The following is a 23139-nucleotide window of genomic DNA, read 5'->3' as shown; positions in this document are numbered from 1 at the left end:
TCTTATGGGTGTTCATCCGGTTTGGAAATCTTGGTTGACGGGGGGTTTGGCGATTCCCAGTCTCTCAAAACCTCTCCGGGTGAACACCCGCAATAACCTATTGAACCTTCACACCTAGCGCGCCCGTCCCGCGCAGTCGGGCGCCCGGAGCTTTCGAGAAAGCGGCGGTCCGCCGCGCAATCCATGAGGAGAGAGGGGTTCACATGAGCAAGGCCTTGCGCCTGTCCGAAAAATGGTTCCGCCGCGGCCTGTGGCTGGTGGCGGTGGTGTTCGCGGGTTTCCTGATCGGGCTCGGCGGCACCATCGTGGGCGACCTGCCCAAGGTGGAACAGCCGCTGCAGGTGGAGAACTTCCTGGACCGCCCCGCGGCCGAGCGCCTGAAGGCGGGCATCCAGCAGGCCGAGCGCACGGCGCGCGATGCACGCGACGCGCTCGACCAGGCGCGGCTGAAGCGGCGCGTGGCGGAGGCCGACACGCAGACCGGCCGGGAGAGTTTCCAGAACTGGATCGCGACGCGGCGCGCGACGCAGCTGTCGGAGCAGGATCCGGAGGTGATCGCCCGCACCCAGGCGCTCGATCGGCTGAAGCAGGCGGAGCGTGCCGCGCAGGCGGCCGAACAGCGGCAGGACCAGGTTCTGCTGGATGCGCGCCAGTCCGAATCGCGCGCCCGCCTGCAGCTGCAGGAGATGGAGCAGGAGGCGTACAGGAAGATGAACGTGGAGGCGCGCCGGGTGGAGCTGCGCGTGTTCCTGTACCGCCTCGCATTGACGCTGCCGCTGCTGGTCGTCGCGGGCTGGCTCCTGCGCACCAAGCGCCACAGCACCTGGTGGCCCTTCGTGTCGGGCTTCGTCTTCTTCGCCCTGTTCGCCTTCTTCGTCGAGCTGGTGCCTTACCTTCCGAGCTACGGCGGCTACGTGCGCTACATCGTCGGCATCGTGGTGACGGTGCTGGTGGGACGGCAGGCGATCGTCGCCCTGAACCGCTACCTCGAGCGGCAGAGGGCCGCCGAGCAATTGCCCGACGCGCAGCGGCGCGATGACCTGAGCTACGAAGAGGGGCTGGTGCGCCTGGGCAAGGGGGTGTGCCCCGGCTGCGAGCGGCCGGTGGACCTGAAGAACGAGAAGATCGACTTCTGCCCGCACTGCGGCATCGGGCTGTTCGCGCGCTGCCCGCAGTGCGCGACGCGCAAGAGCGCGTTCACCAAGTTCTGCCACTCGTGCGGGACGGGCGCAGGGGCGGGCGCGGGCAAGGGCGTGTTCACGCGGCTGGTGCCGGGGGCGGGTTGAGGCGCCGGCGAACCCCGCCGATGCGCCTCAAACCCCCCGCCGCCGGTCCTGCCTGAACGCCTGCGCAAACTCCGCGAACCGCCCCGCATCCAGCGCCTCCCGGATCTCCCGCATCACGTTCAGGTAGAAATGCAGGTTGTGGATGGTGGCCAGCATCGGGCCCAGCATCTCGCCGCAGCGGTCCAGGTGGTGCAGGTAGGCGCGCGAGAAGCCGCCCGTGACGCTGCCGTCCGGGTTGGTCGTGCCCCTGCAGGTGTAGCAGCTGCAGGTCTCGTCCAGCGGGCGCTCGTCGCTGCGGTGCCTGGCGTTGCGGATCTTCAGGTCGCCGAAGCGCGTGAACAGGTGGCCGTTGCGCGCATTGCGCGTCGGCATCACGCAGTCGAACATGTCCACGCCCTGCGCCACGCCTTCGACCAGGTCCTCCGGCGTGCCGACGCCCATCAGGTAGCGGGGCTTGTGCGCGGGCAGGCGGTGCGGCGTGTGCGCCATGATGCGCAGCATGTCCTCCTTGGGCTCGCCCACGCTGACGCCGCCGACGGCGTAGCCGGGGAAGTCCATCTCGACCAGCGCCTGCAGCGACTCCTCGCGCAGGTGTTCGAACATGCCGCCCTGCACGATGCCGAACAGGGCATTGCGGTTCTCCAGCCGCGCGAACTCCGCCTGGCAGCGCACCGCCCAGCGGCGCGAGAGCTCCATCGACAAGCGCGCCTGCGCCTCGGTCGTGAGCTGGCCCTTGGTCTCGTAGGGCGTGCACTCGTCGAACTGCATGACGATGTCGGAGTCCAGCGTGGTCTGGATCTGCATCGAGACCTCGGGCGTGAGGAAGAGGCGGTCGCCGTTGACGGGTGACGCGAACTTCACGCCCTCCTCGGCGATCTTGCGCATCTCGCCCAGGCTCCAGACCTGGAAGCCGCCCGAGTCCGTCAGGATCGGCTTGTTCCACTGCTCGAAGCGGTGCAGGCCGCCGAACTGCTGCAGCACGTCCAGGCCGGGCCGCATCCACAGGTGGAAGGTGTTGCCCAGGATGATCTGCGCGCCCATCTCCTCCAGCGAGCGCGGCATCACGCCCTTGACCGTGCCGTAGGTGCCCACGGGCATGAAGATGGGCGTCTGCACGACGCCATGGTTGAGGGTCAGGCGGCCGCGGCGGGCCAGGCCTTCGGTCTTCAGGAGTTCGAAGTTCAGCATTCGTGGGTGCGGGAGAGCAGCATCGCGTCGCCGTAGCTGAAGAAGCGGTAGCGCGCCTCGATCGCGTGGCGGTACAAGGCCATGACGTGCTCGTAGCCGGCGAAGGCGCTGACCAGCATCATGAGCGTGGACTTGGGGAGGTGGAAGTTGGTGAGCAGCACGTCCACCTCGCGGAAGCGGAAGCCGGGCGTGATGAAGATGTCGGTGTCGCCGCTGGCCTGGCCGCCGCGCGCCCAGGATTCCAGCGTGCGCACGGTGGTCGTGCCCACCGCGACGAGGCGGCCGCCGCGAGCGCGCAGCCGGGCGATCGCGTCCTGCGTCGCCTGCGGCACCTGGTACCACTCGCTGTGCATGCGGTGCCGCGCGATGTCCTCGGTCTTCACCGGCTGGAAAGTGCCCGCGCCCACGTGCAGGGTGACGCTGGCGCGCTCGACGCCGCGCGCTTCGAGCGCGGCGAGCACCCCTTCGTCGAAGTGCAGGGCCGCCGTCGGTGCCGCGACCGCGCCCGGGTTCTTGGCGAACACGGTCTGGTAACGCTGCGCGTCCTCCGCGCTGTCGGCGTGCGTGATGTAGGGCGGCAGCGGCACGTGGCCGTGGCGCTCCATCAGCGCGTAGGGGTCCGCGCTGAAAGCGAAACGAAACAGCGGCCCGTCCTCGTCGGGATAGCGACCGAGCAGGGTGGCGGTGAAGCCGCCGTCCATGCGCAGCGAGGTGCCCACGTGCGGCTTCTTGCTCACCTTCATGTGGGCGACGACCTCGGTGCCGGCGAGCACGCGCTCCACCAGCAGTTCCAGCTTGCCGCCGGTGGGCTTCTCGCCGAACAGGCGCGCCTTGACCACCTGCGTGTCGTTGAAGACCAGCAGGTCGCCGGGAGCGAGCAGCTCCGGCAGTTCGCGGAACACGCGGTCGACCGGCGCGGGCCCGCAGCCATCCAGCAGCCGCGAGCCGCTGCGTTGCGCGGCGGGGTGCTGGGCGATCAGGTCGGGGGGGAGGGCGAAGTCGAAATCGCCCAGGGTGAAGTGGCGCATGCGCTTGAGGGCCGGACGGACCCGTTCCAAGGAGAAGGCAGAATTGTCCCATGGCCGAGACCCAGGCGTTGACGGAACCGCAGAAAGCCCTCGTGAAGATGGGCCTCGCGCGCGACATCGACCTGGCCTTGCACATCCCCCTGCGCTACGAGGACGAGACACGCATCGTGCAGCTGCGCGGCGCGCGCGAAGGCGACACCGTGCAGATCGAGGCCACGGTCACGGACAGCCAGGTGCAGTACCGGCCGCGGCGCCAGCTGGTGGTGACCGTGGACGACGGCAGCGACACCTGCGTGCTGCGCTTCTTCAGCTTCTATCCTTCGCAGCAGAAGGCGCTGGCGCCCGGTGCGCGGCTGCGCATCCGCGGGGAGCTCAAGGGCGGCTTCCTCGGCTGGCAGATGGTGCATCCCACCTACAAGGTGGCCGGCGGCGCGTTGCCCGCGGCGCTCACGCCGGTGTACTCCACCGTCGCCGGACTGCCGCAGCCTTATTTGCGCAAGGCGGTGGCGAGCGGCCTCGCGCGGGCCGACCTCGCCGAAAGCATCCCGCCCGACGCCCCGCCCGTGCCCGGCAACGCGACGCGCTGGAGCCTGCGCGAGGCCTTGCAGTTCCTGCACCACCCGACACCGGAGGTGGCGCTGGCGGCGCTGGAGGACCGCACGCATCCGGCCTGGCTGCGCCTGAAGGCGGAGGAACTGCTCGCGCAGCAACTCTCGCAGGTGCGCAGCCGCCGCGCGCACGACGCCTTGCGGGCACCGGCGCTGCAGCCGCGGCCGGGCGGCCTGCACGAGCAGCTGCTGGCCGCCCTGCCCTTCCAGCTCACGGGCGCGCAGCGCCGCGTGAGCGAAGAGATCGCGCGCAACATGGCGCAAGGCCGGCCCATGCACCGGCTGCTGCAAGGCGACGTGGGTTCCGGCAAGACCATCGTGGCGGCCCTCGCGGCCGCCATCGCGATCGATGCCGGCTGGCAGTGCGCGCTGATGGCGCCGACCGAGATCCTCGCGGAGCAGCACTTCCGCAAGTTGATCGGCTGGCTCGAGCCGCTGCTGGCGCCGCGCGGCCTGCGGGTCGCATGGCTCACGGGCAGCCAGCGCAAGAAGGAGCGCGGCGAGATGCTGGAGCTGGTGGGCAGCGGCGAGGCGGCGCTGGTGGTCGGCACCCACGCGGTGATCCAGGACCAGGTGCGGTTCAAGGCGCTGGCGCTGGCGATCATCGACGAACAGCACCGCTTCGGCGTGGAGCAGCGGCTGGCCCTGCGCGGGAAAATGAGGGAGGGTGGCGGGGAGCCGCACCTGCTGATGATGTCCGCCACCCCCATCCCGCGCACGCTGGCGATGAGCTACTACGCGGACCTGGACGTCTCCACCATCGACGAACTGCCGCCGGGGCGAACGCCCGTGGTCACCAAGCTGGTTTCCGACAGCCGCCGCGACGAGGTGATCGAACGCATCCGCGGCCAGCTCGCCGAGGGCCGGCAGGTGTACTGGGTCTGCCCGCTGATCGAGGAAAGCGAGACGCTGGACCTGACCAACGCGACGGCCACGCATGCGCAACTGAGCGAGGCGCTGCCCGGCGTGATGGTGGGGCTGCTGCACTCGCGCATGCCGGCACCGGAAAAGAAGGCGGTCATGGCCTTGTTCACCGGCGGCCAGATGGGGGTGCTGGTGTCCACCACCGTCATCGAAGTCGGCGTGGACGTGCCCAACGCCTCGCTGATGGTGATCGAGCATGCGGAGCGCTTCGGGCTGTCGCAACTGCACCAGTTGCGCGGGCGGGTCGGCCGCGGCGCGGCGGCGTCGGCCTGCGTGCTGCTCTATTCCGCCGGCGACAGCGGCCGCGTCGGCGAGACCGCCAAGGCGCGCCTGAAGGCGATGGCGGAAACCAGCGACGGCTTCGAGATCGCCCGGCGCGACCTGGAGATCCGCGGGCCCGGGGAGTTCCTGGGCGCGCGCCAGTCGGGGGCGCCGCTGCTGCGTTTCGCCGACCTCACGACCGATGCCGCCTTGCTGGAATGGGCCCGCGAACTCGCTCCCGCGATGCTGGACCGGCATCCGGAGCTCGCCGCCCAACACGTGACGCGCTGGTTGGGTGGAAAATCCGACTACCTGAAGGCGTGAGCGGACGAGGACGGACCTCCAGCACTGTCTCCCCAAAGCAAGAAAAATGACGCTGACCGAACTCAAGTACATCGTCGCCGTGGCGCGGGAAAAGCACTTCGGTCGCGCCGCCGAAGCCTGCTTCGTTTCGCAGCCGACGCTGTCCGTGGCCATCAAGAAGCTCGAGGATGAGCTGGAACTCAAGCTGTTCGAGCGCAGCGCCAACGAGGTGTCCGTCACTCCCCTGGGCGAGGAGATCGTGCGCCAGGCGCAGAGCGTGCTGGAACAGGCCGCCGCGATCAAGGAGATCGCCAAGCGTGGCAAGGATCCCCTGGCCGGCCCCTTGCGCCTGGGCGTGATCTACACCATCGGCCCTTACCTGCTGCCGGACCTGGTGCGGCAGGCCATCGCCCGCACGCCGCAGATGCCGCTGATGCTGCAGGAGAACTTCACCGCGCGCCTGCTGGAGATGCTGCGCACCGGCGAGATCGATTGCGCGATCATGGCCGAGCCCTTCCCGGACACCGGCCTGGCGATCGCCCCGCTGTACGACGAACCCTTCCTGGCCGCCGTGCCGAGCAACCACGCGTTTGCCGAACGCAAGACCATCACCGCCGAAGAGCTCAAGCAGGAAACCATGCTGCTGCTCGGCACCGGGCACTGCTTTCGCGACCACGTGCTGGAGGTGTGCCCCGAGTTCGCGCGCTTCTCCAGCGACGCCGAAGGCATCCGCAAGAGCTTCGAAGGCTCCTCGCTGGAGACGATCAAGCACATGGTCGCCGCCGGCATGGGCGTGACGCTGGTGCCGCGCCTTTCGGTGCCCAGGGAAGCGTTCTCCACCAAGCCCAAGCGGCGCAGCGACGACCAGGCCTTCGTGCGCTACATCCCGTTCGATGGCGACCCGCCCAGCCGGCGCGTGGTGCTGGCCTGGCGGCGCAGCTTCACCCGCTACGAGGCGATCGCCGCCTTGCGCAATTCCATCTACGCCTGCGAACTGCCGGGCGTCAAGAGACTGTCATGAGAGAAGAAAGCACCACCCCGATCGAAAAACCGTACCAGCCCGGGATCTTCGAAGGGATCCCGGCGGTGGGCCGCTATGTCCTGTTCCACCTGGCCGATGCCTCGGTCGATGCGGCCGCGATCAAGGAAGCGCTGACGCGCGTGACCCCGCTCGTCAACGGCAGCGACGTGGTGATCGGCATCGGCCCGTCGCTGGTCAAGGCGCTGGGCGCGGACATCCCGGACCTGCACGAGTATCCGGACTTCTCCCGCGGCGAACTCAAGGTGCCGGTCACGCCCGGCACGCTGTGGTGCTGGCTGCGCGGCTCCGACCTGGGCGACCTGCTGCACGTCACGCGCAAGGTGCAGAAGGCGCTCGCCCCGGCGTTCACGGTGCGGCAGGTGGTCGATGCGTTCCGGCATTCCTGGAAGGAGGGCGGCCACGGCCACGACCTCACGGGCTTCGAGGACGGCACCGAGAACCCGGAAGGCGAGGAGGCCGAGCGGGCCGCCTTCGCGCACGGCGTCGGCGAGGGCATCGACGGCTCGAGCTACGTCGCCGTGCAGCAGTGGGTGCACGACCTCGACGCCTTCGAGGCGCTGGAGGACGAGGCGCGCGACCGGCACATCGGCCGGCGCCTGACCGACAACGAGGAACTCGAAGACGCGCCGGACGAAGCGCACGTGAAGCGCACGGCGCAGGAAAGCTTCGACCCGGAGGCCTTCCTGCTGCGCCGTTCCATGCCCTGGATGATGAGCATGCAGGCGGGCCTGATGTTCGTCGCCTTCGGCCGCTCGCACCAGGCCTTCGAGCAGCAGATGCGCCGCATGGCGGGCCACGACGACGGCATCGTCGACGCCATGTTCAGGATCTCCAGGCCCGTGAACGGCGCCTACTTCTGGTGCCCGCCGATGCGCCAGGGCAGGCTCGACCTGCGCCGGCTCGGCCTCGGGGTTTCATGAGCGGCGCGGCCTTGGGGGTGGTTCCCGTGCACCGGAAGATCGGCCTGTACCTCGACCTGATCCGCTGGAACCGGCCGGCGGGCTGGCTGCTGCTGCTGTGGCCCTCGCTGGCCGCGCTGTGGATCGCGGCGGGCGGCTTTCCCGGCTGGCACCTGCTCGTGGTGTTCACGCTGGGCACGATCCTCATGCGCAGCGCGGGCTGCTGCGTCAACGACGTGGCCGATCGCGAGTTCGACAAGCACGTCAAGCGCACGGCGCAGCGGCCGGTGACCACCGGCGCCGTGTCGGTGCGGGAGGCGCTGGTGCTCGGCGCGGTGCTGGCGCTGCTCGCCTTCGCGCTGGTGCTCACCACGAATGCGGCGGCCATCGCCTGGTCCTTCGCCGCGCTGGCCATCGCCATCGCCTACCCTTATGCCAAGCGCTTCGTCTCCATGCCGCAGGCGGTGCTGGGGGTCGCGTTCAGCTTCGGGATTCCCATGGCGTTCGCCGCGGTGCGCGGCGAAGTGCCGCTGCTGGCCTGGGTGCTGCTGCTCGGCAACCTGTTCTGGGTGCTCGCCTACGACACGGAGTACGCGATGGTCGACCGCGACGACGACCTGCGCATCGGCATCAAGACCTCGGCGATCACGCTGGGGCGCGCCGACGTGGCGGTGGTGATGGCCTGCTACGCGGCGACGCTCGTGGTCTGGGCCGTGGTGATGCAGGGACGCATCCCGGGCGCCGTCATCGCCCTCACCGTGGCCGCGGCCGGCGCGCAGGCCGCCTGGCACTACACCTTGATCCGTGGCCGCAGCCGCGACGGCTGCTTCAAGGCCTTCCGCCTCAACCACTGGTTCGGGTTCGCGGTGTTCGTCGGGACGGTGCTGGGCTACGCGCTGGCCTGAGCGGGCGGGTCGCCCGGCAGGACGAAGCCGTCGCGCGTCGGGTCCTTGGCGTGGAAGGCCAGGAGGTTCCCGCCGGCGCGGGCGATCGTCGCGTAGCCGAGCTCGCCGAGGAAGCCGCGCAGCTGCTGCTCGTCGGACTTGATCACCTCGACGAGGACGGCGGGCTTGCAGCGCTCCAGGGTGGCGCGGGCGCCGCGCAGCACCTCGATCTCCATGCCCTCTACGTCGATCTTCAGGAAATCCAGCCGCTCCAGCGCCAGCGCGTCGACGGTCGTCATCGGGGTGCGGATGCAGTCGTCCGCATCGTAGGACACGGCCTGGCCGATGAACTCGGTGTCCTTGCGCTGGCGCAGCTCCAGGCTGCCGAAGCTTCCGGGCCGCATGTAGTCCGGCTCGGGAACGTCGATGAAGCCTTCGCGTTCGCCCAGGGCCGACCAGCGTGCCGATGCGTTCCAGCAGTTGTTCAGGGCGATGTTGCCCGCCAGCGCATAGAAGACGTATTCCTGCGCCTCGAAGGCGATCACGCGGCCCCAGCCATGCATGTTGCGCGCCCACTCCACCGTGTGCACGCCGACGTTGGCGCCGGCGTCCAGCGCCACGACCCCGGGGCCGAAGTGATGGTGCCGCAGGCCCAGGAGGTGCACGGCCATCCCGACCTCTTCGGGATCGAAGGAGCTGCGCGAGAGCAGCTGGAACCCGACGCCGATCGCCCGGTCGGGTCCGACCTCGGCCTGGTCGTGGCGGTTGACGATCATGCTGCCGTGGTTGGTGGCGGCCAGCACGTAGGCGATGGGGCGACGGGGGAGGGCCATGGTTTCTTCAGTTCCCGAATTCCCGGCCCAGTTCGTCGGCGCGCCGGCATGCCGCGTGCAGCGCACGCATGAAGGCGTCCTTCACCTTGTCGGCTTCCATCGACTGGATGGCGGCGTAGGTCGTGCCGCCCTTGGACGTCACGCGCTCGCGCAGCAGGGGCAGGGGATCCGCCGAGGCGCGCGCGAGCTCGGAAGCCCCGCCGAAGGTGCCGACCGCCAGGCGCCGTGCCTGCTCCGGAGGCAGGCCCATCTCGGCGCCCGCCTGCGTCATCGCCTCCAGGAAATAGAAGACGTAGGCCGGGCCGGAACCCGACAAGGCCGTCACCGCATCGAGGTCCTTCTCCTGGCCGACCCACAGCGACTCGCCCGTGGTGGCCACGACCTGCTCGACCCGCGTCCTGTCGGCGGCGCTCACCCCGGCGCGCGCATACAGGCCGGTCATGCCCTTGCCGACCAGGGCCGGCGTGTTGGGCATGGCGCGCACGATGCGTTCGGTGCCCAGCCACTGGGCGATGCTGTCCGAGCGGATGCCGGCCGCCACGCTCAGGTGCAGCGCCTGCTGCACGTGCGCACGCACCGGCGCCGCCGCTTCCTTGAAGGTCTGCGGCTTCACCGCCCAGACGACCAGCCCCGCCCCGGCGAGCTCGCCGCCGGCCTGTGCCTGGGCGGCGACGCCGAACTGCTGCTGCAGGCGCGCCCGCGCGTCCGCGAAGGGTTCCACCACCGCGACCTGTGCCGCGGGCAGTCCTTGCTTGAGGAGGCCGCCGATGATGGCGCTGGCCATGTTGCCGCCGCCGATGAAGGCAATGCGCGCGTTCGTGTCGTTCATGTCGGCTCCACGTAGTCGAAGGCGGCGAATTGCGTGACCTGCCGCGAACTGAAATTGTCGTCGCTCACGACGACGAGGCTGCGGTGGCCGTTGGGCAGGCGCGGTCCCCAGCACATGCCTTCGGTGTTGTCCAGGCGCGAGAGGCCCAGCGTGGCGAAGTCCGCGACCAGGCGCTTGGCGGCGGGCCGGTACTCGCCTTCCCGCAGCCGGTCCTGCGCCAGGGTGTCGCTCGCGGCGGCCGTGTCGATCTCGTAGAGGCGCAGCGAGGTGCCGAAGCCGAAGATGAAAGCGCGCTCGAGCACCAGCATGCGCTGCGCGTCCGCCATCAGGATCTCGCTCACGCCGTTGTCCGTCGGGGCTCCGGGGATGGTGGGTGCGCGCGGCACGGCGTCGGGCAGGTACGCGACCTGGCGCACGGCGCGCCCGCTCGCCACGTCGTAGGCGGTGAAGCGGCAGGGCCCGCCGGGCCGTCCCACGCCGGGTTCAGGGCCGTCCTGCTGCAGCGCGTTCTCCATCGCGACCCAGGCGGTCCGCGCGTCGGGCGTGATCGCCAGGCCTTCGAAGGTGAGGTTGTTGCGCGGACCGGTGCCGGGACGCTGCGCGAAGCGGAACATCGCCGGCACCTGGAAGTCGCGCACGTAGCTGCCGTCCAGGCGCGACTCGCGCAGCGTCGGCGGCTGGTCCGCCTGCGCGTCGCCCTCGCTGGTCCACAGCACGCCCCGCCCGCCGGGCAGCAGCCGCATGCCTTCCGGGTCCACCACCTCGCCGCGCGAGTTGCGCGGCGGGAAGGGCTTGCCGTCGGCCTGGCGCAGCGTGACGACGTCCAGGAGCTCCACCGCCAGGGCGGCCTCGCGCACGTCCACGCGCAGCGTATAGAAGCGCGAGGGCTGCAACTCCGAGCGGTCGTCGCTGAGCGCGACCCACAGCCCGGTGGCCGGATCGTGGTCGATGGCGGACAGGCCGCCGACGGTGGTGTCCTTGAAGCGCAGGTGGTGCGGCAGCACGGTCTCGCCGACGAGGCGCAGGCTGGAAGGCCCTGCGGCCGGCGGCGGCGGCACCAGCCGCGGCGCGGCGCAGCCGGCGAGTGCCAGGGCGCAGGCCGAGGCGGTGCCGCGCAGGAAGTCGCGGCGGGAAACTGGGGACGACATGGGCGCGGAGTCTAGCGGGCCGTGCCGTGTGGGAGTACGCGGGGCGCCGCGGCCTGGACGGCGCCCGCCATCCCTGGGGCGACGAAGTGGAACGCGCGGGCGTGCGCCGGGGACGCTGCCGGCCCGGTCTACGCCGCGAGACCCAGCAACATCGGCTTGCGCGTGGCCGCCCCTGCGGCCGCTGCTGCACTACAGTAGCGCCCCATGAAATACATCCTGGCCCTCGATCAGGGGACGACCAGCTCGCGCGCCATCGCCTTCGACGAGAGCGGCGCGGTGGCGGCCCTGGCCCAGCGCGAGTTCCAGCAGGTCTTCCCGCAGCCCGGCTGGGTGGAGCACGACGCGCGCGAGATCTGGGCCACCCAGCATGCCGTGGCGCTGGAGGCGATGGAACGCAGCGGCGGCCGCCCCGAGGATTTCGTGGGCCTGGGCATCACCAACCAGCGCGAGACCACCGTGCTGTGGGACCGGGCCACCGGCGAGCCGGTCGCCAATGCGATCGTCTGGCAGGACCGCCGCACGGCCGGCCGCTGCGACGAACTGCGCGCCCGCGGACACGCGGCACGCGTGCAGCAGAAGACCGGGCTGCTGATCGACGCCTACTTCTCGGGCACCAAGCTGGAATGGCTCCTGGACAACGTGCCGGGCGCGCGCGAACGCGCGGAGGCGGGGGAGCTCGCCTTCGGCACCATCGACAGCTGGCTCGTGTGGCAGCTCACCGGCGGCCGGGTGCACGCCACGGACGCGAGCAACGCCTCCCGCACCATGCTGTTCAACCTGCGCACCGGCGACTGGGACGACGCCCTGCTGGCGCTGCTGCGGATCCCGCGGGCGGTGCTGCCGCGGGTCGTGGCCTCCAGCGGCGTGCTGGCCGAGAGCGAGCCGACGCTGCTGGGCGTGCCCCTGCCGATCGCCGGGATCGCCGGCGACCAGCAGGCAGCGACCTTCGGCCAGGCCTGCTTCGCGCCTGGCATGGCCAAGAACACCTACGGCACCGGCTGCTTCATGCTGATGAACACCGGCGGCCAGCGCGTGACCAGCCGCAACCGCCTGCTGACCACCGTGGGCTGGCGCGGCCCGGCAGGTCCGACGAACCTGGCCTACTGCCTGGAAGGCAGCGTCTTCAACGCGGGCGCCACCGTGCAGTGGCTGCGTGACGGGATGGGCCTCATCCAGTCCGCCCCCGAGGTCGAATCGCTGGCAGCGCAGGTGGAAGACACCGAGGACGTGTACCTGGTCCCGGCCTTCACGGGCCTGGGCACGCCCGACTGGGATGCGCGCGCGCGCGCCATCCTCTTGGGCATGACCCGCGGCACCACGCGCGCCCATGTCGCCCGGGCCGCACTGGAGGCGATCGCGCTGCAAAGCGCCGACGTGTTCGCCGCCATGGGCCGCGATTCGCGCATCGCCCTCACCGAGCTGCGCGTGGACGGCGGCGCTTCGCGCAACAATCTGCTGATGCAGATGCAGGCGGATTTCCTGGGCGCGCCGGTGGTGCGGCCGCAGGTGACCGAGACGACGGCGCTGGGTGCGGCCTACCTGGCGGGGCTGGCGACCGGCTTCTGGAGCATCGACCAGATCGCAGCCCAGTGGCGGGCGCAACGCCGCTTCGAGCCGCGCCTGGCGGAGCCGCAGCGGCAGGCGAAGCTGGCGCGCTGGCGCGAAGCGGTCGAGCGCGCCAAGGGCTGGGCCAGGTCTTGAGCACGGCGGAATCGCAGGGCGCCGCCCCGACGCGGCGCGAAGAGCTGTTGGCGCGCCTGGCGCAAGGCGGCACCTGGGACCTCGCGGTGGTCGGCGGCGGCGCGACCGGCCTCGGCGTCGCGCTGGATGCCGCCGCCCGCGGCCTGCGGGTCGTGCTGCTGGAGTCGCACGACTTCGCCAAGGGCACCTCCTCGCGGGCGACCAAGCTGGTGCACGGCGGCGTGCGTTACCTCGCGCAGGGCAACATCGGCCTGGTCCGCGAGGCCCTGCACGAGCGCACGACGCTGCTGCATAACGCGCCGCACCTGGCGCAGCCGCTGGCCTTCGTCGTGCCCTCGTACCGCTTGTGGGAGACGCCGTTCTACGGCCTGGGCCTGAAGGCGTACGACGCGCTCGCGGGCAAGGCGGGCCTGGGCGCCACCGAACTCCTGAGCCGGCGCGAGACCCTGGCGTGCCTGCCGACGGTGCGCCCGGACGGACTCAAGGGCGGCGTGAAGTACTGGGACGGGCAGTTCGACGACGCCCGCCTGGCCGTGATCCTGGCCCGGACCGCCGCCGCGCGCGGGGCGCTGGTGATCAATTACTGCCCCGTCACGCGCCTGGTGCACGCCGGCGGCAAGCTCACCGGGCTGGTCTGCCGGGACGCCGAAAGCGGCCGGGAATTCCCCGTCCGCGCGAACTGCATCGTGAATGCCACGGGCGTCTGGGTGGACGAACTGCGGCGCCAGGACGCCGAGGCGACCGGCCGCAGCGTGCAACCCATGGTGGCGCCGAGCCAGGGCGTCCACGCCGTCGTCGATCGCGACTTCCTGCCGGGCCAGCACGCGCTGATGGTGCCCAAGACCGCCGACGGCCGCGTCCTGTTCGGCGTTCCCTGGATGGGCAAGCTCATCCTGGGCACCACCGATACACCGCGCGGCGACCTGGCGCGCGAACCGCGGCCCTTCCGCGAGGAACTGGCGTTCATCCTGGCCGAGGCGGGCCGCTACCTCGTGCGGGCGCCCCGGCCGGAGGACATCCGCAGCCTGTGGGTCGGCTTGCGGCCCCTGGTCAAACCCGTCGGCGACAACGGGGAGCGCACCAAGGCGCTCAGCCGCGAGCACACGGTGCTGGCCAGCCGCAGCGGCCTGGTCACCGTCACCGGCGGCAAATGGACGACCTACCGTGCGATGGCAGAGGACGTGCTGGAGCAATGCTTCCAGAACCGGCTGCTGCCGCGGCGGCCGGCCGGCGTGACCAACGACCTGCCCCTGGTCGGTGCGCCCCGACCCGGAACCCGCACGACCTCGATCGCCGCCGACCCGGGCCTGCACCTGTATGGGACCGAAGCGGCCCAGGTCGCCGCCCTCCCGGGCAGCGAGCGCCACCTGGGCGCCGGCCTGACGGTGGCCATGGTGCGCTTCGCCGCCCGCCACGAATATGCGCGGACCGTGGAGGACGTGCTGGCGCGCCGCCACCGGCTGCTGTTCACGGACGCGGCCCTGGCCGCGTCGCTGGCGGCCGAAGTGGGGGAGCTGCTGCGCGCGGAAACGGGCGTCGACCCGCAGGCTGCCGCCTTCCGCGAGCTGGCGGCCAGCTACCTGCGCCTGCCGGTCTGACGGGCCTGCCGCGGCACCCGTTTGACAAGCGGCAACGATCTGCCATAATCGCGGGCTCGCCTTTTTTGGGCGAGCTTCTGCCCAAACGGAACTGCCGGCGTGTGTCGGTGGTGACGGCGGGCCCAAGACTGCCCCGATGTCCTGCCGGATCGTCCTGCAGGGTGCATTCGGGACAAGTTGGGAATAAACGAAATGATCCAGACTGAATCCCGGCTCGAAGTCGCCGACAACACCGGCGCGAAGTCCGTTCTTTGCATCAAGGTGCTGGGCGGCTCCAAGCGTCGCTACGCGAGCGTGGGCGACATCATCAAGGTGAGCATCAAGGAAGCCGCTCCGCGGGGTCGCGTCAAGAAGGGCGAGATCTACAGCGCGGTGGTGGTCCGCACCGCCAAGGGCATCCGCCGCGGCGACGGCTCCCTCATCAAGTTCGACGGCAACGCCGCCGTTTTGCTCAACAACAAGCTGGAGCCCATCGGCACCCGCATCTTCGGCCCGGTCACGCGCGAGCTGCGCACCGAGAAGTTCATGAAGATCGTGTCCCTGGCTCCCGAAGTCCTCTAAGGAAGCGCCATGAACAAGATCCGCAAGGGTGACGAAGTCATCGTCCTGGCTGGCAAGGACAAGGGCAAGCGCGGCAAGGTGTCGCTGCGCAAGGACGACGAGTACCTCGTCATCGAGGGCATCAACCTCGTGAAGAAGCACACCAAGCCCAACCCGATGAAGGGCACCACCGGGGGCATCGTGGAAAAGGCCATGCCGATCCACCAGTCCAACGTGGCGATCTACAACTCCGCGACGGGCAAGGCTGACCGCGTGGGCATCAAGGCCGATGGCGACACCCGCAAGCGCGTGTTCAAGTCCTCCGGCGAAGAAATCAAGGTGGCCTGACCATGTCCCGACTGCAAGATCACTACCGCAACAAGGTCGCTCCCGAGCTGACCGAGAAGTTCGGCTACAAGTCGCCGATGCAGGTGCCCCGCATCACCAAGATCACGCTGAACATGGGCGTGAGCGAGGCGGTTGCCGACAAGAAGGTCATGGAAAACGCCGTGGGCGACCTGACCAAGATCGCCGGCCAGAAGCCCGTGGTCACGAAGGCCAAGAAGGCCATCGCCGGTTTCAAGATCCGCGAAGGCCAGGCCATCGGCACGATGGTGACGCTGCGCGGCGCCCGCATGTACGAATTCCTGGACCGTTTCGTCACCGTGGCCCTGCCGCGCGTGCGTGACTTCCGCGGTGTCAGCGGCCGTGCCTTCGATGGCCGCGGCAACTACAACATCGGCGTCAAGGAACAGATCATCTTCCCGGAAATCGAGTACGACAAGGTCGACGCCCTGCGCGGCCTGAACATCTCGATCACCACGACGGCCAAGACCGACGAGGAAGCCAAGGCGCTTCTGGCGGGCTTCCGCTTCCCCTTCAAGAACTGAGGTAACACGTGGCCAAGACTGCCCTGATCCAGCGCGAACTCAAGCGCGACAAGCTGGTTGCCCAGTTCGCGAAGAAGTACGAAGAACTCAAGACCATCGCCAACGATGCGAAGAAGAGCGACGACGAGCGCATGGCTGCCCGCCTGGCGCTGCAGAAGCTTCCCCGCAACGCCAACCCCACCCGCCAGCGCAATCGCTGCGAACTGACCGGCCGTGCCCGTGGCACCTTCCGCCAGTTCGGCATCACGCGCCACAAGATCCGCGAGATGGCCTTCTCCGGCGACATCCCCGGCATCACCAAGGCCAGCTGGTAAGCAGGGCAGGAGATTCAGATATGAGCATGAGTGATCCCATCTCCGACCTGCTGACGCGCATCCGCAACGCGCAGATGGTCTCCAAGGCGACGGTGACGGTGCCCTCTTCCAAGGTGAAGGTGGCCATCGCCCAGGTCCTGAAGGACGAGGGTTACATCGACGGATTCCAGGTGAAGAACGAGGGCAACAAGAGCGAGCTCGAGATCGCCCTCAAGTACTACGCCGGCCGTCCGGTGATCGAACGCATCGAGCGCGTGAGCCGTCCCGGCCTGCGCGTCTACAAGGGTCGCAACGACATTCCCCAGGTCATGAACGGCCTGGGCGTGGCGATCGTCACCACCCCCAAGGGCGTGATGACGGACCGCAAGGCGCGCGCCACCGGCGTGGGCGGCGAAGTCCTGTGCTACGTCGCGTAAGGGAAGGATAGGAACATGTCCCGAGTCGGAAAAATGCCGGTCGCCGTCCCCCAGGGCGTCGACGTGGCCATCAAGGAAGACCAGATCAGCGTCAAGGGCAAGGGCGGCACGCTGTCGCTCGCTCAGAACGCGTTGGTCAAGGTGACCAACGAAGACGGCAAGCTGACCTTCGTCGCTGCCGACGAATCGCGTGAAGCGAACGCCATGAGCGGCACCATGCGCCAGCTGGTGAACAACATGGTCAACGGCGTCACCAAGGGCTTCGAGAAGAAGCTGAACCTGGTCGGCGTGGGCTTCCGCGCCGCCGCCCAGGGCAGCAAGCTGAACCTCGCCATCGGTTTCTCGCACCCGGTCAACATCGAGATGCCCGAGGGCATCACGGTCGCGACCCCCGCCCCGACGGAAATCATCGTCAAGGGCGCGGACCGCCAGCGCGTGGGCCAGATCGCCGCGGAAATCCGCGCGGTCCGCCCGCCCGAGCCCTACAAGGGCAAGGGCATCCGCTACGCGGACGAGAAGGTCGTCATCAAAGAGACCAAGAAGAAGTAAGGAGCCAGACCATGTCGATGACCAAGAAAGAGCAGCGTCTGCGTCGTTCGCGCCAGACCCGCATCCGCATTGCGACGCAAGGTGTGGCCCGCCTGACGGTGAACCGCACCAACCTGCACATCTACGCGCAGCTGATCTCCGACGACGGCTCCAAGGTGCTGGCCACGGCCTCCACCGTCGAAGCCGATGTCCGCAAGGAGCTCGGCGCCGCCGGCAAGGGCGCCACCGTCGCCGCCGCGGCCTCCGTGGGCAAGCGCATCGCCGAGAAGGCCAAGGCCGCCGGTGTCGAGAGGGTTGCCTTCGACCGTGCCGGTTTCGCCTACCACGGCCGCGTGAAGGCCCTGGCCGACGCCGCCCGCGAAGCGGGCCTGCAGTTCTAACGGACACGGAAACTTCAAATGGCAAAGATCCAAGCGAACAGACAGGGCGACGGTCCGGAAGACGGCCTCAAAGAGAAGATGATCGCGGTGAACCGCGTGACCAAGGTGGTCAAGGGCGGCCGCATCCTCGGTTTCGCCGCGCTCACCGTGGTCGGCGACGGCAACGGCAAGGTCGGCATGGGCAAGGGCAAGTCCAAGGAAGTGCCCCTGGCCGTGCAGAAGGCCATGGAAGAGGCCCGCCGCAACATGACGAGCGTGACGCTGAAGAACGGCACGATCCATCACAACGTGTTCGGCCACCACGGTGCGGCCCGCGTGATGATGGCGCCGGCTCCCAAGGGTACCGGCATCATCGCCGGCGGCCCGATGCGCGCCGTGTTCGAAGTCATGGGCATCACGGACATCGTGGCCAAGAGCCACGGTTCCACCAACCCGTACAACATGGTCCGCGCCACCTTCGACGCGCTGAAGAACGCCACGACCCCCGGTCAGGTGGCGGCCAAGCGCGGCAAGTCGGTCGAAGACATCTTCGCCGCCTGAGGAACACGCAAATGGCTAACGAACAAAAGAAGACCGTGAAGGTGCAGCTCGTGCGCAGCCCGATCGGTACCAAGGAATCGCACCGTGCGACGGTGCGCGGCCTGGGCCTGCGCAAGCTGAACTCCGTCAGCGAGCTCGAGGACACGCCGGCCGTGCGCGGCATGATCAACAAGGTCGACTACCTGGTGAGGGTGCTCTGACATGGAACTGAACAACATCCAGCCCGCCGAGGGCTCGAAGAAGGCGCGTCGCCGCGTCGGCCGTGGCATCGGCTCCGGCCTGGGCAAGACGGCCGGCCGCGGCCACAAGGGCCAGAAGTCCCGTGCCGGCGGCTACCACAAGGTCGGCTTCGAAGGCGGCCAGATGCCGCTGCAGCGCCGCCTGCCCAAGCGCGGCTTCAAGTCGCAGAACCTGAAGTTCAACGGCGAGATCACCCTGGCGCAGCTCGAGAAGCTGGGCGCGGGCGAAGTCGACCTGCTGGCGCTCAAGCAGGCCAAGCTGGTCGGCCAGATCGTCAAGAACGTGAAGGTGATCAAGTCGGGCGAGCTCAAGCGCGCGGTCAAGCTGACCGGCATCGGCGCGACGGCGGGTGCCAAGGCTGCCATCGAGGCGGCCGGCGGCTCGCTGAACTAAGAGGCGACGCGCACTCGTGGCAACCGCAGCCCAGATCGCGAAGACCGGCAAGTTCGGCGACCTGCGTCGCCGGCTGGTCTTCCTGCTGCTCGCCCTCGTGGTCTACCGCGTCGGCGCGCACATCCCCGTGCCCGGCATCAACCCGGACCAGCTCGCGCAGCTGTTCAAGGGCCAGCAGGGCGGCATCCTGAGCCTGTTCAACATGTTCTCGGGTGGCGCGCTGAGCCGGTTCACGGTGTTCGCACTGGGGATCATGCCGTACATCTCGGCCTCCATCATCATGCAGCTGCTCACCTACGTGCTCCCCACGTTCGAGCAGCTGAAGAAGGAGGGCGAGGCGGGCCGGCGCAAGATCACCCAGTACACCCGCTACGGCACGCTGGGCCTGGCGCTGTTCCAGTCGCTCGGCATCGCCATGGCGCTGGAAGGGTCCGCCGGTCTGGTGCTCAACCCGGGCTTCGGCTTCCGCATGACCGCGGTGGTGAGCCTGACGGCCGGCACCATGTTCCTGATGTGGCTGGGCGAGCAGATCACCGAGCGCGGTCTCGGCAACGGCATCTCGATCCTGATCTTCGCCGGCATCGCCGCGGGCCTGCCCAACGCGATCGGCGGCCTGCTGGAGCTGGTGCGCACGGGCTCGATGGGTCCGCTGGTGGCGATCTTCATCGTCGGCACCGTGGTCCTGGTGACCTACTTCGTGGTGTTCGTGGAACGCGGCCAGCGCAAGATCCTGGTCAACTACGCGCGCCGCCAGGTCGGCAACAAGGTCTACGGCGGCCAGAGCTCGCACCTGCCGCTGAAGCTGAACATGGCCGGCGTGATCCCGCCGATCTTCGCCAGCTCGATCATCCTGCTGCCCGCGACCGTGGTGAGCTGGTTTTCCACCGGCGATTCCATGCGCTGGCTGAAGGACATTGCGTCCACGCTGAGCCCCGGCCAGCCGATCTATGTCATGCTCTACGCTGCGGCGATCGTCTTCTTCTGCTTCTTCTACACGGCCCTGGTGTTCAACAGCCGTGAGACGGCGGACAACCTGAAGAAGAGCGGCGCCTTCGTCCCGGGCATCCGTCCGGGCGAGCAGACGGCGAAGTACATCGACAAGATCCTGGCGCGGCTGACGCTCGCCGGCGCGATCTACATCACCTTCGTGTGCCTGCTGCCGGAGTTCCTGATCCTGAAGTACAACGTGCCGTTCTACTTCGGCGGAACCTCGCTGCTGATCATCGTGGTGGTCACGATGGACTTCATGGCGCAGGTGCAGAACTATCTGATGAGCCAGCAGTACGAGTCGCTGCTGAAGAAAGCGAATTTCAAGACGTCACTCGGTGGGTGAGCGTGTCGAAAGACGACGTCATCCAGATGCACGGGGAAGTGGTCGAAAACCTTCCCAATGCGACGTTCCGGGTGAAGTTGGAAAACGGGCACATGGTGCTCGGACATATATCGGGAAAGATGCGGATGCACTACATCCGCATCCTGCCGGGTGACAGGGTCACCGTGGAATTGACGCCCTACGACTTGTCGCGGGCACGCATAGTGTTCAGGGCCAAGTAGGGCCGGAAAGATTAGGAGAACAGAAATGAGAGTTTCGGCTTCCGTCAAGAAGATCTGCCGCAACTGCAAGATCATCCGCCGCAAGGGTGTCGTGCGCGTGATCTGCACCGACCCGCGTCACAAGCAGCGCCAAGGCTGATTCAGAGGTAAAGAGACATGGCACGTATTGCTGGCATCAACATTCCGCCGCACCAACACGCCGAAATCGGCCTGACGGCGATCTTCGGCATTGGCCGCACCCGCGCGCGCAAGATCTGCGAAGCGACCGGCATCGCCTATTCCAAGAAGGTGAAGGACCTGACCGACGCCGACCTGGAAAAGATCCGCGACCAGATCGCCGAGTACACCATCGAGGGTGACCTGCGCCGCGAGACCACGATGAACATCAAGCGACTGATGGACATCGGCTGCTACCGCGGTTTCCGTCATCGCCGCGGCCTGCCCATGCGCGGCCAGCGCACCCGCACCAACGCCCGCACCCGCAAGGGCCCGCGCAAGGCGGCGCAGGCGCTGAAGAAATAAACCGGGAAAGAGATAAGACATGGCCAAGGCTCCTGCCAACAACGCCGCGCAGCGTGTGCGCAAGAAGGTCCGCAAGAACGTGAGCGACGGCGTCTGCCACGTGCACGCGTCCTTCAACAACACGATCATCACGATCACCGACCGCCAGGGCAACGCCCTGTCCTGGGCGTCCTCGGGCGGCCAGGGCTTCAAGGGCTCGCGCAAGTCCACGCCCTTCGCCGCGCAGGTCGCGTCGGAAGTGGCCGGCCGCGCCGCCATGGAGCAGGGGATCAAGAACCTGGACGTCGAGATCCGCGGCCCCGGCCCGGGCCGCGAGTCCTCGGTGCGCGCGCTCGCCGCGCTGGGCATCCGGATCAATTCGATCTCGGACGTCACGCCGGTGCCGCACAACGGCTGCCGGCCGCAGAAACGCCGCCGCATCTAAGGGCGTCGGCATAAGCCCACCGCCGGCAGTGCACGCGCTGCCGGCTCCCGCGGCATGAAGGCCGCGGTAGTCATTTGAAGGAAAGAGAAAGTGGCACGTTACCTCGGCCCCAAGGCCAAACTCTCCCGCCGCGAAGGCACGGACCTGTTCCTGAAGAGCGCCCGCCGCGCCATCAGCGACAAGGCCAAGTTCGACTCCAAGCCCGGCCAGCACGGCCGCACCTCCGGCCAGCGCACCAGCGACTTCGGCCTGCAGCTGCGTGAAAAGCAGAAGGTCAAGCGCATGTACGGCGTGCTGGAGCGCCAGTTCCGCCGCTACTTCGAGGAAGCCGACCGCCGCAAGGGCAACACGGGCGCGAACCTGCTGTTCCTGCTCGAGTCCCGCCTGGACAACGTGGTGTACCGCATGGGCTTCGGCTCCACCCGCGCGGAAGCCCGCCAGCTGGTGTCGCACAAGGCGATCACCGTGAACGGCAAGGCGCTGAACATCCCCTCGTACCAGGTCAAGCCGGGCGACGTGGTGGCGGTGCGCGACAAGTCCAAGAAGCAGAACCGCGTCGTCGAGGCCCTGCAGCTGGCCACCCAGGTGGGCATCCCCGCCTGGATCGAAGTGAACGTCGACAAGGCCGAAGGCACCTTCAAGAAGGTCCCCGACCGCGACGAATTCGGCGCCGACATCAAGGAAGCGCTGATCGTGGAACTGTACTCGCGCTAAGCGAGGTGAAAGCGGGGCCCCTGCCGGGGCCTCGTCGTTGAAGTTTTTTGTCCCCCCGCGCCGGGCACGGCGATGGGGCCCAAGCCTTACCGGTGTAACGAGCCGGGGGTATTGAGAGGAAAGTCCTGCATGCAAACCAACCTGCTGAAACCCAAATCCATCAACGTGGAACAGCTTGGCGTCAACCGCGCCAAGGTGACCCTGGAGCCGTTCGAGCGTGGCTACGGCCACACGCTGGGCAACGCGCTGCGCCGGGTCCTGCTCTCGTCGATGGTCGGGTATGCGGCGACGGAGGTGACCATCGCCGGTGTCCTGCACGAGTACTCGTCGATCGACGGGGTGCAGGAAGACGTGGTGGGCATCCTGCTGAACCTCAAGGGCGTGGTGTTCAAGCTCCACAACCGCGACGAAGTGACCCTGTCGCTGCGCAAGGACGGCGAGGGCGTCGTCACGGCCGCCGACATCCAGACTCCGCATGACGTCGAGATCATCAATCCCGACCACGTGATCGCCACGCTGTCGCAAGGCGGCAAGATCGACATGCAGATCAAGGTGGAGAAGGGCCGCGGCTACGTGCCGGGCAACGTGCGCCGCTACGGCGACGAGCCGACCAAGTCGATCGGCCGCATCGTGCTGGACGCCTCGTTCTCCCCGGTCAAGCGCGTGAGCTACACCGTCGAGAGCGCCCGCGTCGAGCAGCGTACCGACCTGGACAAGCTGGTCATGGAGATCGAGACCAACGGCGCGATCACCGCCGAGGACGCCGTGCGCGCCTCCGCCAAGATCCTCGTCGAGCAGCTCGCCGTGTTCGCCCAGCTGGAAGGCTCCGAACTGGCCGCCTTCGACCAGCCGGTGCAGCGTTCGAGCCAGCAGTTCGACCCGATCCTGCTGCGCCCGGTCGACGAGCTCGAACTGACGGTGCGTTCCGCGAACTGCCTGAAGGCCGAGAACATCTATTACATCGGCGACCTGATCCAGCGCACCGAGAACGAGCTGCTGAAGACCCCGAACCTGGGTCGCAAGTCGCTCAACGAGATCAAGGAAGTCCTGGCTTCCCGCGGTCTCACGCTGGGCATGAAGCTCGAGAGCTGGCCGCCCGCCGGCCTCGACAAGCGTTAATCAACCAATGGT

Annotated in this window: 29 protein-coding genes; 24 read left to right on the top strand and 5 right to left on the bottom strand. The window is 68.5% G+C overall.

The features are described from left to right. Positions 1–203 precede the first annotated feature (203 nt). Positions 204–1286, top strand: a complete 1083-nt coding sequence (locus tag AC3EGR_RS24120; protein WP_488549073.1) for a double zinc ribbon domain-containing protein — start codon at positions 204–206, stop codon at positions 1284–1286. Positions 1287–1313: 27 nt separating this feature from the next. Here AC3EGR_RS24120 and tgt read toward each other — a convergent pair whose 3' ends face one another. Together tgt and queA are read right to left on the bottom strand one after the other, a co-directional pair. Next, entirely contained in the window at positions 1314–2474 is a 1161-nt protein-coding gene (tgt, locus tag AC3EGR_RS24115) for a tRNA guanosine(34) transglycosylase Tgt (RefSeq protein ID WP_488549072.1), read from the bottom strand. Further along, positions 2468–3502: a tRNA preQ1(34) S-adenosylmethionine ribosyltransferase-isomerase QueA gene (queA, locus tag AC3EGR_RS24110; protein WP_488549071.1), complete on the bottom strand. Its 1035-nt coding sequence runs from the start codon at positions 3500–3502 to the stop codon at positions 2468–2470. The genes tgt and queA overlap by 7 nt, the downstream gene beginning before the upstream one ends. Positions 3503–3552: 50 nt before the next feature. Between queA and recG the strand changes: the two genes are divergently transcribed. The 4 genes from recG to ubiA are packed head-to-tail and all read left to right on the top strand — an operon-like array spanning position 3553 to position 8444. Beyond that, a complete protein-coding gene (gene recG / locus AC3EGR_RS24105; RefSeq protein WP_488549070.1) occupies positions 3553–5619 on the top strand; it encodes an ATP-dependent DNA helicase RecG in 2067 nt (688 codons plus the stop codon). Positions 5620–5665: 46 nt separating this feature from the next. Next, complete coding sequence (locus tag AC3EGR_RS24100; RefSeq protein ID WP_488549069.1) at positions 5666–6619, top strand: LysR substrate-binding domain-containing protein; 954 nt, start codon at positions 5666–5668, stop codon at positions 6617–6619. After that, positions 6616–7560 (top strand): Dyp-type peroxidase, encoded by a 945-nt coding sequence (locus tag AC3EGR_RS24095; protein WP_488549068.1) that lies wholly within the window; start codon positions 6616–6618, stop codon positions 7558–7560. Before AC3EGR_RS24100 ends, AC3EGR_RS24095 begins: the two co-directional genes overlap by 4 nt. Then, complete coding sequence (ubiA, locus tag AC3EGR_RS24090; RefSeq protein WP_488549067.1) at positions 7557–8444, top strand: 4-hydroxybenzoate octaprenyltransferase; 888 nt, start codon at positions 7557–7559, stop codon at positions 8442–8444. The genes AC3EGR_RS24095 and ubiA overlap by 4 nt, the downstream gene beginning before the upstream one ends. On the opposite strand, the gene AC3EGR_RS24085 is transcribed toward ubiA, so the two are convergent. The 3 genes from AC3EGR_RS24085 to AC3EGR_RS24075 are packed head-to-tail and all read right to left on the bottom strand — an operon-like array spanning position 8429 to position 11233. Next, a complete protein-coding gene (locus AC3EGR_RS24085) occupies positions 8429–9256 on the bottom strand; it encodes an FkbM family methyltransferase (protein ID WP_488549066.1) in 828 nt (275 codons plus the stop codon). The genes ubiA and AC3EGR_RS24085 overlap by 16 nt on opposite strands. A 7-nt stretch (positions 9257–9263) precedes the next feature. After that, entirely contained in the window at positions 9264–10085 is an 822-nt protein-coding gene (gene proC, locus AC3EGR_RS24080) for a pyrroline-5-carboxylate reductase (RefSeq protein WP_488549065.1), read from the bottom strand. Next, positions 10082–11233: an esterase-like activity of phytase family protein gene (locus AC3EGR_RS24075; RefSeq protein WP_488549064.1), complete on the bottom strand. Its 1152-nt coding sequence runs from the start codon at positions 11231–11233 to the stop codon at positions 10082–10084. The genes proC and AC3EGR_RS24075 overlap by 4 nt, the downstream gene beginning before the upstream one ends. Positions 11234–11437: 204 nt before the next feature. Here AC3EGR_RS24075 and glpK point away from each other — a divergent pair, with 204 nt between their 5' ends. From glpK to AC3EGR_RS23980, 19 genes are all read left to right on the top strand, one after another. Further along, entirely contained in the window at positions 11438–12934 is a 1497-nt protein-coding gene (gene glpK, locus AC3EGR_RS24070; protein ID WP_488549063.1) for a glycerol kinase GlpK, read from the top strand. After that, the gene (locus AC3EGR_RS24065; RefSeq protein ID WP_488549062.1) at positions 12931–14532 is read left to right on the top strand and encodes a glycerol-3-phosphate dehydrogenase/oxidase; all 1602 of its coding nucleotides are present in this window, start codon (positions 12931–12933) and stop codon (positions 14530–14532) included. Before glpK ends, AC3EGR_RS24065 begins: the two co-directional genes overlap by 4 nt. A gap of 192 nt (positions 14533–14724) precedes the next feature. Continuing rightward, positions 14725–15093 (top strand): 50S ribosomal protein L14, encoded by a 369-nt coding sequence (gene rplN / locus AC3EGR_RS24060; protein ID WP_169417103.1) that lies wholly within the window; start codon positions 14725–14727, stop codon positions 15091–15093. Positions 15094–15102: 9 nt separating this feature from the next. Further along, positions 15103–15420, top strand: a complete 318-nt coding sequence (rplX, locus tag AC3EGR_RS24055; protein WP_488549061.1) for a 50S ribosomal protein L24 — start codon at positions 15103–15105, stop codon at positions 15418–15420. A 2-nt stretch (positions 15421–15422) separates the two neighbouring features. Next, positions 15423–15962, top strand: a complete 540-nt coding sequence (gene rplE / locus AC3EGR_RS24050) for a 50S ribosomal protein L5 (RefSeq protein WP_488549060.1) — start codon at positions 15423–15425, stop codon at positions 15960–15962. Between the two features lie 8 nt (positions 15963–15970). Further along, on the top strand, positions 15971–16276 hold the full coding sequence (rpsN, locus tag AC3EGR_RS24045; RefSeq protein ID WP_488549059.1) for a 30S ribosomal protein S14: 306 nt from the start codon (positions 15971–15973) through the stop codon (positions 16274–16276). 20 nt (positions 16277–16296) lie between these two features. After that, the gene (rpsH, locus tag AC3EGR_RS24040; RefSeq protein WP_488549058.1) at positions 16297–16692 is read left to right on the top strand and encodes a 30S ribosomal protein S8; all 396 of its coding nucleotides are present in this window, start codon (positions 16297–16299) and stop codon (positions 16690–16692) included. Between the two features lie 15 nt (positions 16693–16707). Next, entirely contained in the window at positions 16708–17241 is a 534-nt protein-coding gene (rplF, locus tag AC3EGR_RS24035) for a 50S ribosomal protein L6 (RefSeq protein ID WP_488549057.1), read from the top strand. Positions 17242–17252: 11 nt separating this feature from the next. Beyond that, entirely contained in the window at positions 17253–17621 is a 369-nt protein-coding gene (rplR, locus tag AC3EGR_RS24030) for a 50S ribosomal protein L18 (protein WP_488549056.1), read from the top strand. Positions 17622–17639: 18 nt separating this feature from the next. Further along, entirely contained in the window at positions 17640–18161 is a 522-nt protein-coding gene (gene rpsE, locus AC3EGR_RS24025; RefSeq protein WP_488549055.1) for a 30S ribosomal protein S5, read from the top strand. Positions 18162–18172: 11 nt separating this feature from the next. Then, complete coding sequence (gene rpmD, locus AC3EGR_RS24020) at positions 18173–18361, top strand: 50S ribosomal protein L30 (protein WP_488549054.1); 189 nt, start codon at positions 18173–18175, stop codon at positions 18359–18361. A gap of 1 nt (position 18362) precedes the next feature. Next, positions 18363–18794: a 50S ribosomal protein L15 gene (gene rplO / locus AC3EGR_RS24015; protein WP_488549053.1), complete on the top strand. Its 432-nt coding sequence runs from the start codon at positions 18363–18365 to the stop codon at positions 18792–18794. 16 nt (positions 18795–18810) lie between these two features. Continuing rightward, a complete protein-coding gene (gene secY / locus AC3EGR_RS24010; RefSeq protein WP_488549052.1) occupies positions 18811–20127 on the top strand; it encodes a preprotein translocase subunit SecY in 1317 nt (438 codons plus the stop codon). Positions 20128–20129: 2 nt separating this feature from the next. Beyond that, positions 20130–20348 carry a translation initiation factor IF-1 gene (infA, locus tag AC3EGR_RS24005; protein WP_488549075.1) on the top strand — a complete coding sequence of 73 codons (219 nt, stop codon included), beginning with the start codon at positions 20130–20132 and terminating at the stop codon, positions 20346–20348. Positions 20349–20373: 25 nt separating this feature from the next. Beyond that, positions 20374–20487 carry a 50S ribosomal protein L36 gene (gene rpmJ / locus AC3EGR_RS24000; protein WP_011481465.1) on the top strand — a complete coding sequence of 38 codons (114 nt, stop codon included), beginning with the start codon at positions 20374–20376 and terminating at the stop codon, positions 20485–20487. 17 nt (positions 20488–20504) lie between these two features. Next, positions 20505–20870: a 30S ribosomal protein S13 gene (rpsM, locus tag AC3EGR_RS23995; protein ID WP_488549051.1), complete on the top strand. Its 366-nt coding sequence runs from the start codon at positions 20505–20507 to the stop codon at positions 20868–20870. A 19-nt stretch (positions 20871–20889) separates the two neighbouring features. Further along, entirely contained in the window at positions 20890–21294 is a 405-nt protein-coding gene (gene rpsK / locus AC3EGR_RS23990) for a 30S ribosomal protein S11 (RefSeq protein ID WP_330907323.1), read from the top strand. Positions 21295–21384: 90 nt separating this feature from the next. Continuing rightward, positions 21385–22008, top strand: a complete 624-nt coding sequence (gene rpsD / locus AC3EGR_RS23985; RefSeq protein WP_488549050.1) for a 30S ribosomal protein S4 — start codon at positions 21385–21387, stop codon at positions 22006–22008. 129 nt (positions 22009–22137) lie between these two features. Then, complete coding sequence (locus tag AC3EGR_RS23980; RefSeq protein WP_488549049.1) at positions 22138–23127, top strand: DNA-directed RNA polymerase subunit alpha; 990 nt, start codon at positions 22138–22140, stop codon at positions 23125–23127. Positions 23128–23139 lie beyond the last annotated feature (12 nt).

This window comes from Ramlibacter sp. G4-7 (genome assembly GCF_057784995.1).
The sequence above is the reverse complement of the archived record's forward strand: the minus strand, read 5'-3'. Positions and strand labels throughout refer to the sequence as shown.

Coding starts and splice junctions, on each gene's coding strand:
- rplE (WP_488549060.1), top strand. CDS start 15,423: ATGTCCCGACTGCAAGATCACTACCGCAACAAGGTCGCTCCCGAGCTG.
- rplF (WP_488549057.1), top strand. CDS start 16,708: ATGTCCCGAGTCGGAAAAATGCCGGTCGCCGTCCCCCAGGGCGTCGAC.
- rpsK (WP_330907323.1), top strand. CDS start 20,890: ATGGCCAAGGCTCCTGCCAACAACGCCGCGCAGCGTGTGCGCAAGAAG.
- recG (WP_488549070.1), top strand. CDS start 3,553: ATGGCCGAGACCCAGGCGTTGACGGAACCGCAGAAAGCCCTCGTGAAG.
- rplR (WP_488549056.1), top strand. CDS start 17,253: ATGTCGATGACCAAGAAAGAGCAGCGTCTGCGTCGTTCGCGCCAGACC.
- glpK (WP_488549063.1), top strand. CDS start 11,438: ATGAAATACATCCTGGCCCTCGATCAGGGGACGACCAGCTCGCGCGCC.
- AC3EGR_RS24095 (WP_488549068.1), top strand. CDS start 6,616: ATGAGAGAAGAAAGCACCACCCCGATCGAAAAACCGTACCAGCCCGGG.
- rplO (WP_488549053.1), top strand. CDS start 18,363: ATGGAACTGAACAACATCCAGCCCGCCGAGGGCTCGAAGAAGGCGCGT.
- AC3EGR_RS24100 (WP_488549069.1), top strand. CDS start 5,666: ATGACGCTGACCGAACTCAAGTACATCGTCGCCGTGGCGCGGGAAAAG.
- tgt (WP_488549072.1), bottom strand. CDS start 2,474: ATGCTGAACTTCGAACTCCTGAAGACCGAAGGCCTGGCCCGCCGCGGC.
- queA (WP_488549071.1), bottom strand. CDS start 3,502: ATGCGCCACTTCACCCTGGGCGATTTCGACTTCGCCCTCCCCCCCGAC.
- rpsE (WP_488549055.1), top strand. CDS start 17,640: ATGGCAAAGATCCAAGCGAACAGACAGGGCGACGGTCCGGAAGACGGC.
- rpmJ (WP_011481465.1), top strand. CDS start 20,374: ATGAGAGTTTCGGCTTCCGTCAAGAAGATCTGCCGCAACTGCAAGATC.
- rplN (WP_169417103.1), top strand. CDS start 14,725: ATGATCCAGACTGAATCCCGGCTCGAAGTCGCCGACAACACCGGCGCG.
- ubiA (WP_488549067.1), top strand. CDS start 7,557: ATGAGCGGCGCGGCCTTGGGGGTGGTTCCCGTGCACCGGAAGATCGGC.
- rplX (WP_488549061.1), top strand. CDS start 15,103: ATGAACAAGATCCGCAAGGGTGACGAAGTCATCGTCCTGGCTGGCAAG.
- AC3EGR_RS24120 (WP_488549073.1), top strand. CDS start 204: ATGAGCAAGGCCTTGCGCCTGTCCGAAAAATGGTTCCGCCGCGGCCTG.
- AC3EGR_RS24075 (WP_488549064.1), bottom strand. CDS start 11,233: ATGTCGTCCCCAGTTTCCCGCCGCGACTTCCTGCGCGGCACCGCCTCG.
- AC3EGR_RS24085 (WP_488549066.1), bottom strand. CDS start 9,256: ATGGCCCTCCCCCGTCGCCCCATCGCCTACGTGCTGGCCGCCACCAAC.
- AC3EGR_RS23980 (WP_488549049.1), top strand. CDS start 22,138: ATGCAAACCAACCTGCTGAAACCCAAATCCATCAACGTGGAACAGCTT.
- rpsH (WP_488549058.1), top strand. CDS start 16,297: ATGAGCATGAGTGATCCCATCTCCGACCTGCTGACGCGCATCCGCAAC.
- rpmD (WP_488549054.1), top strand. CDS start 18,173: ATGGCTAACGAACAAAAGAAGACCGTGAAGGTGCAGCTCGTGCGCAGC.
- rpsM (WP_488549051.1), top strand. CDS start 20,505: ATGGCACGTATTGCTGGCATCAACATTCCGCCGCACCAACACGCCGAA.
- proC (WP_488549065.1), bottom strand. CDS start 10,085: ATGAACGACACGAACGCGCGCATTGCCTTCATCGGCGGCGGCAACATG.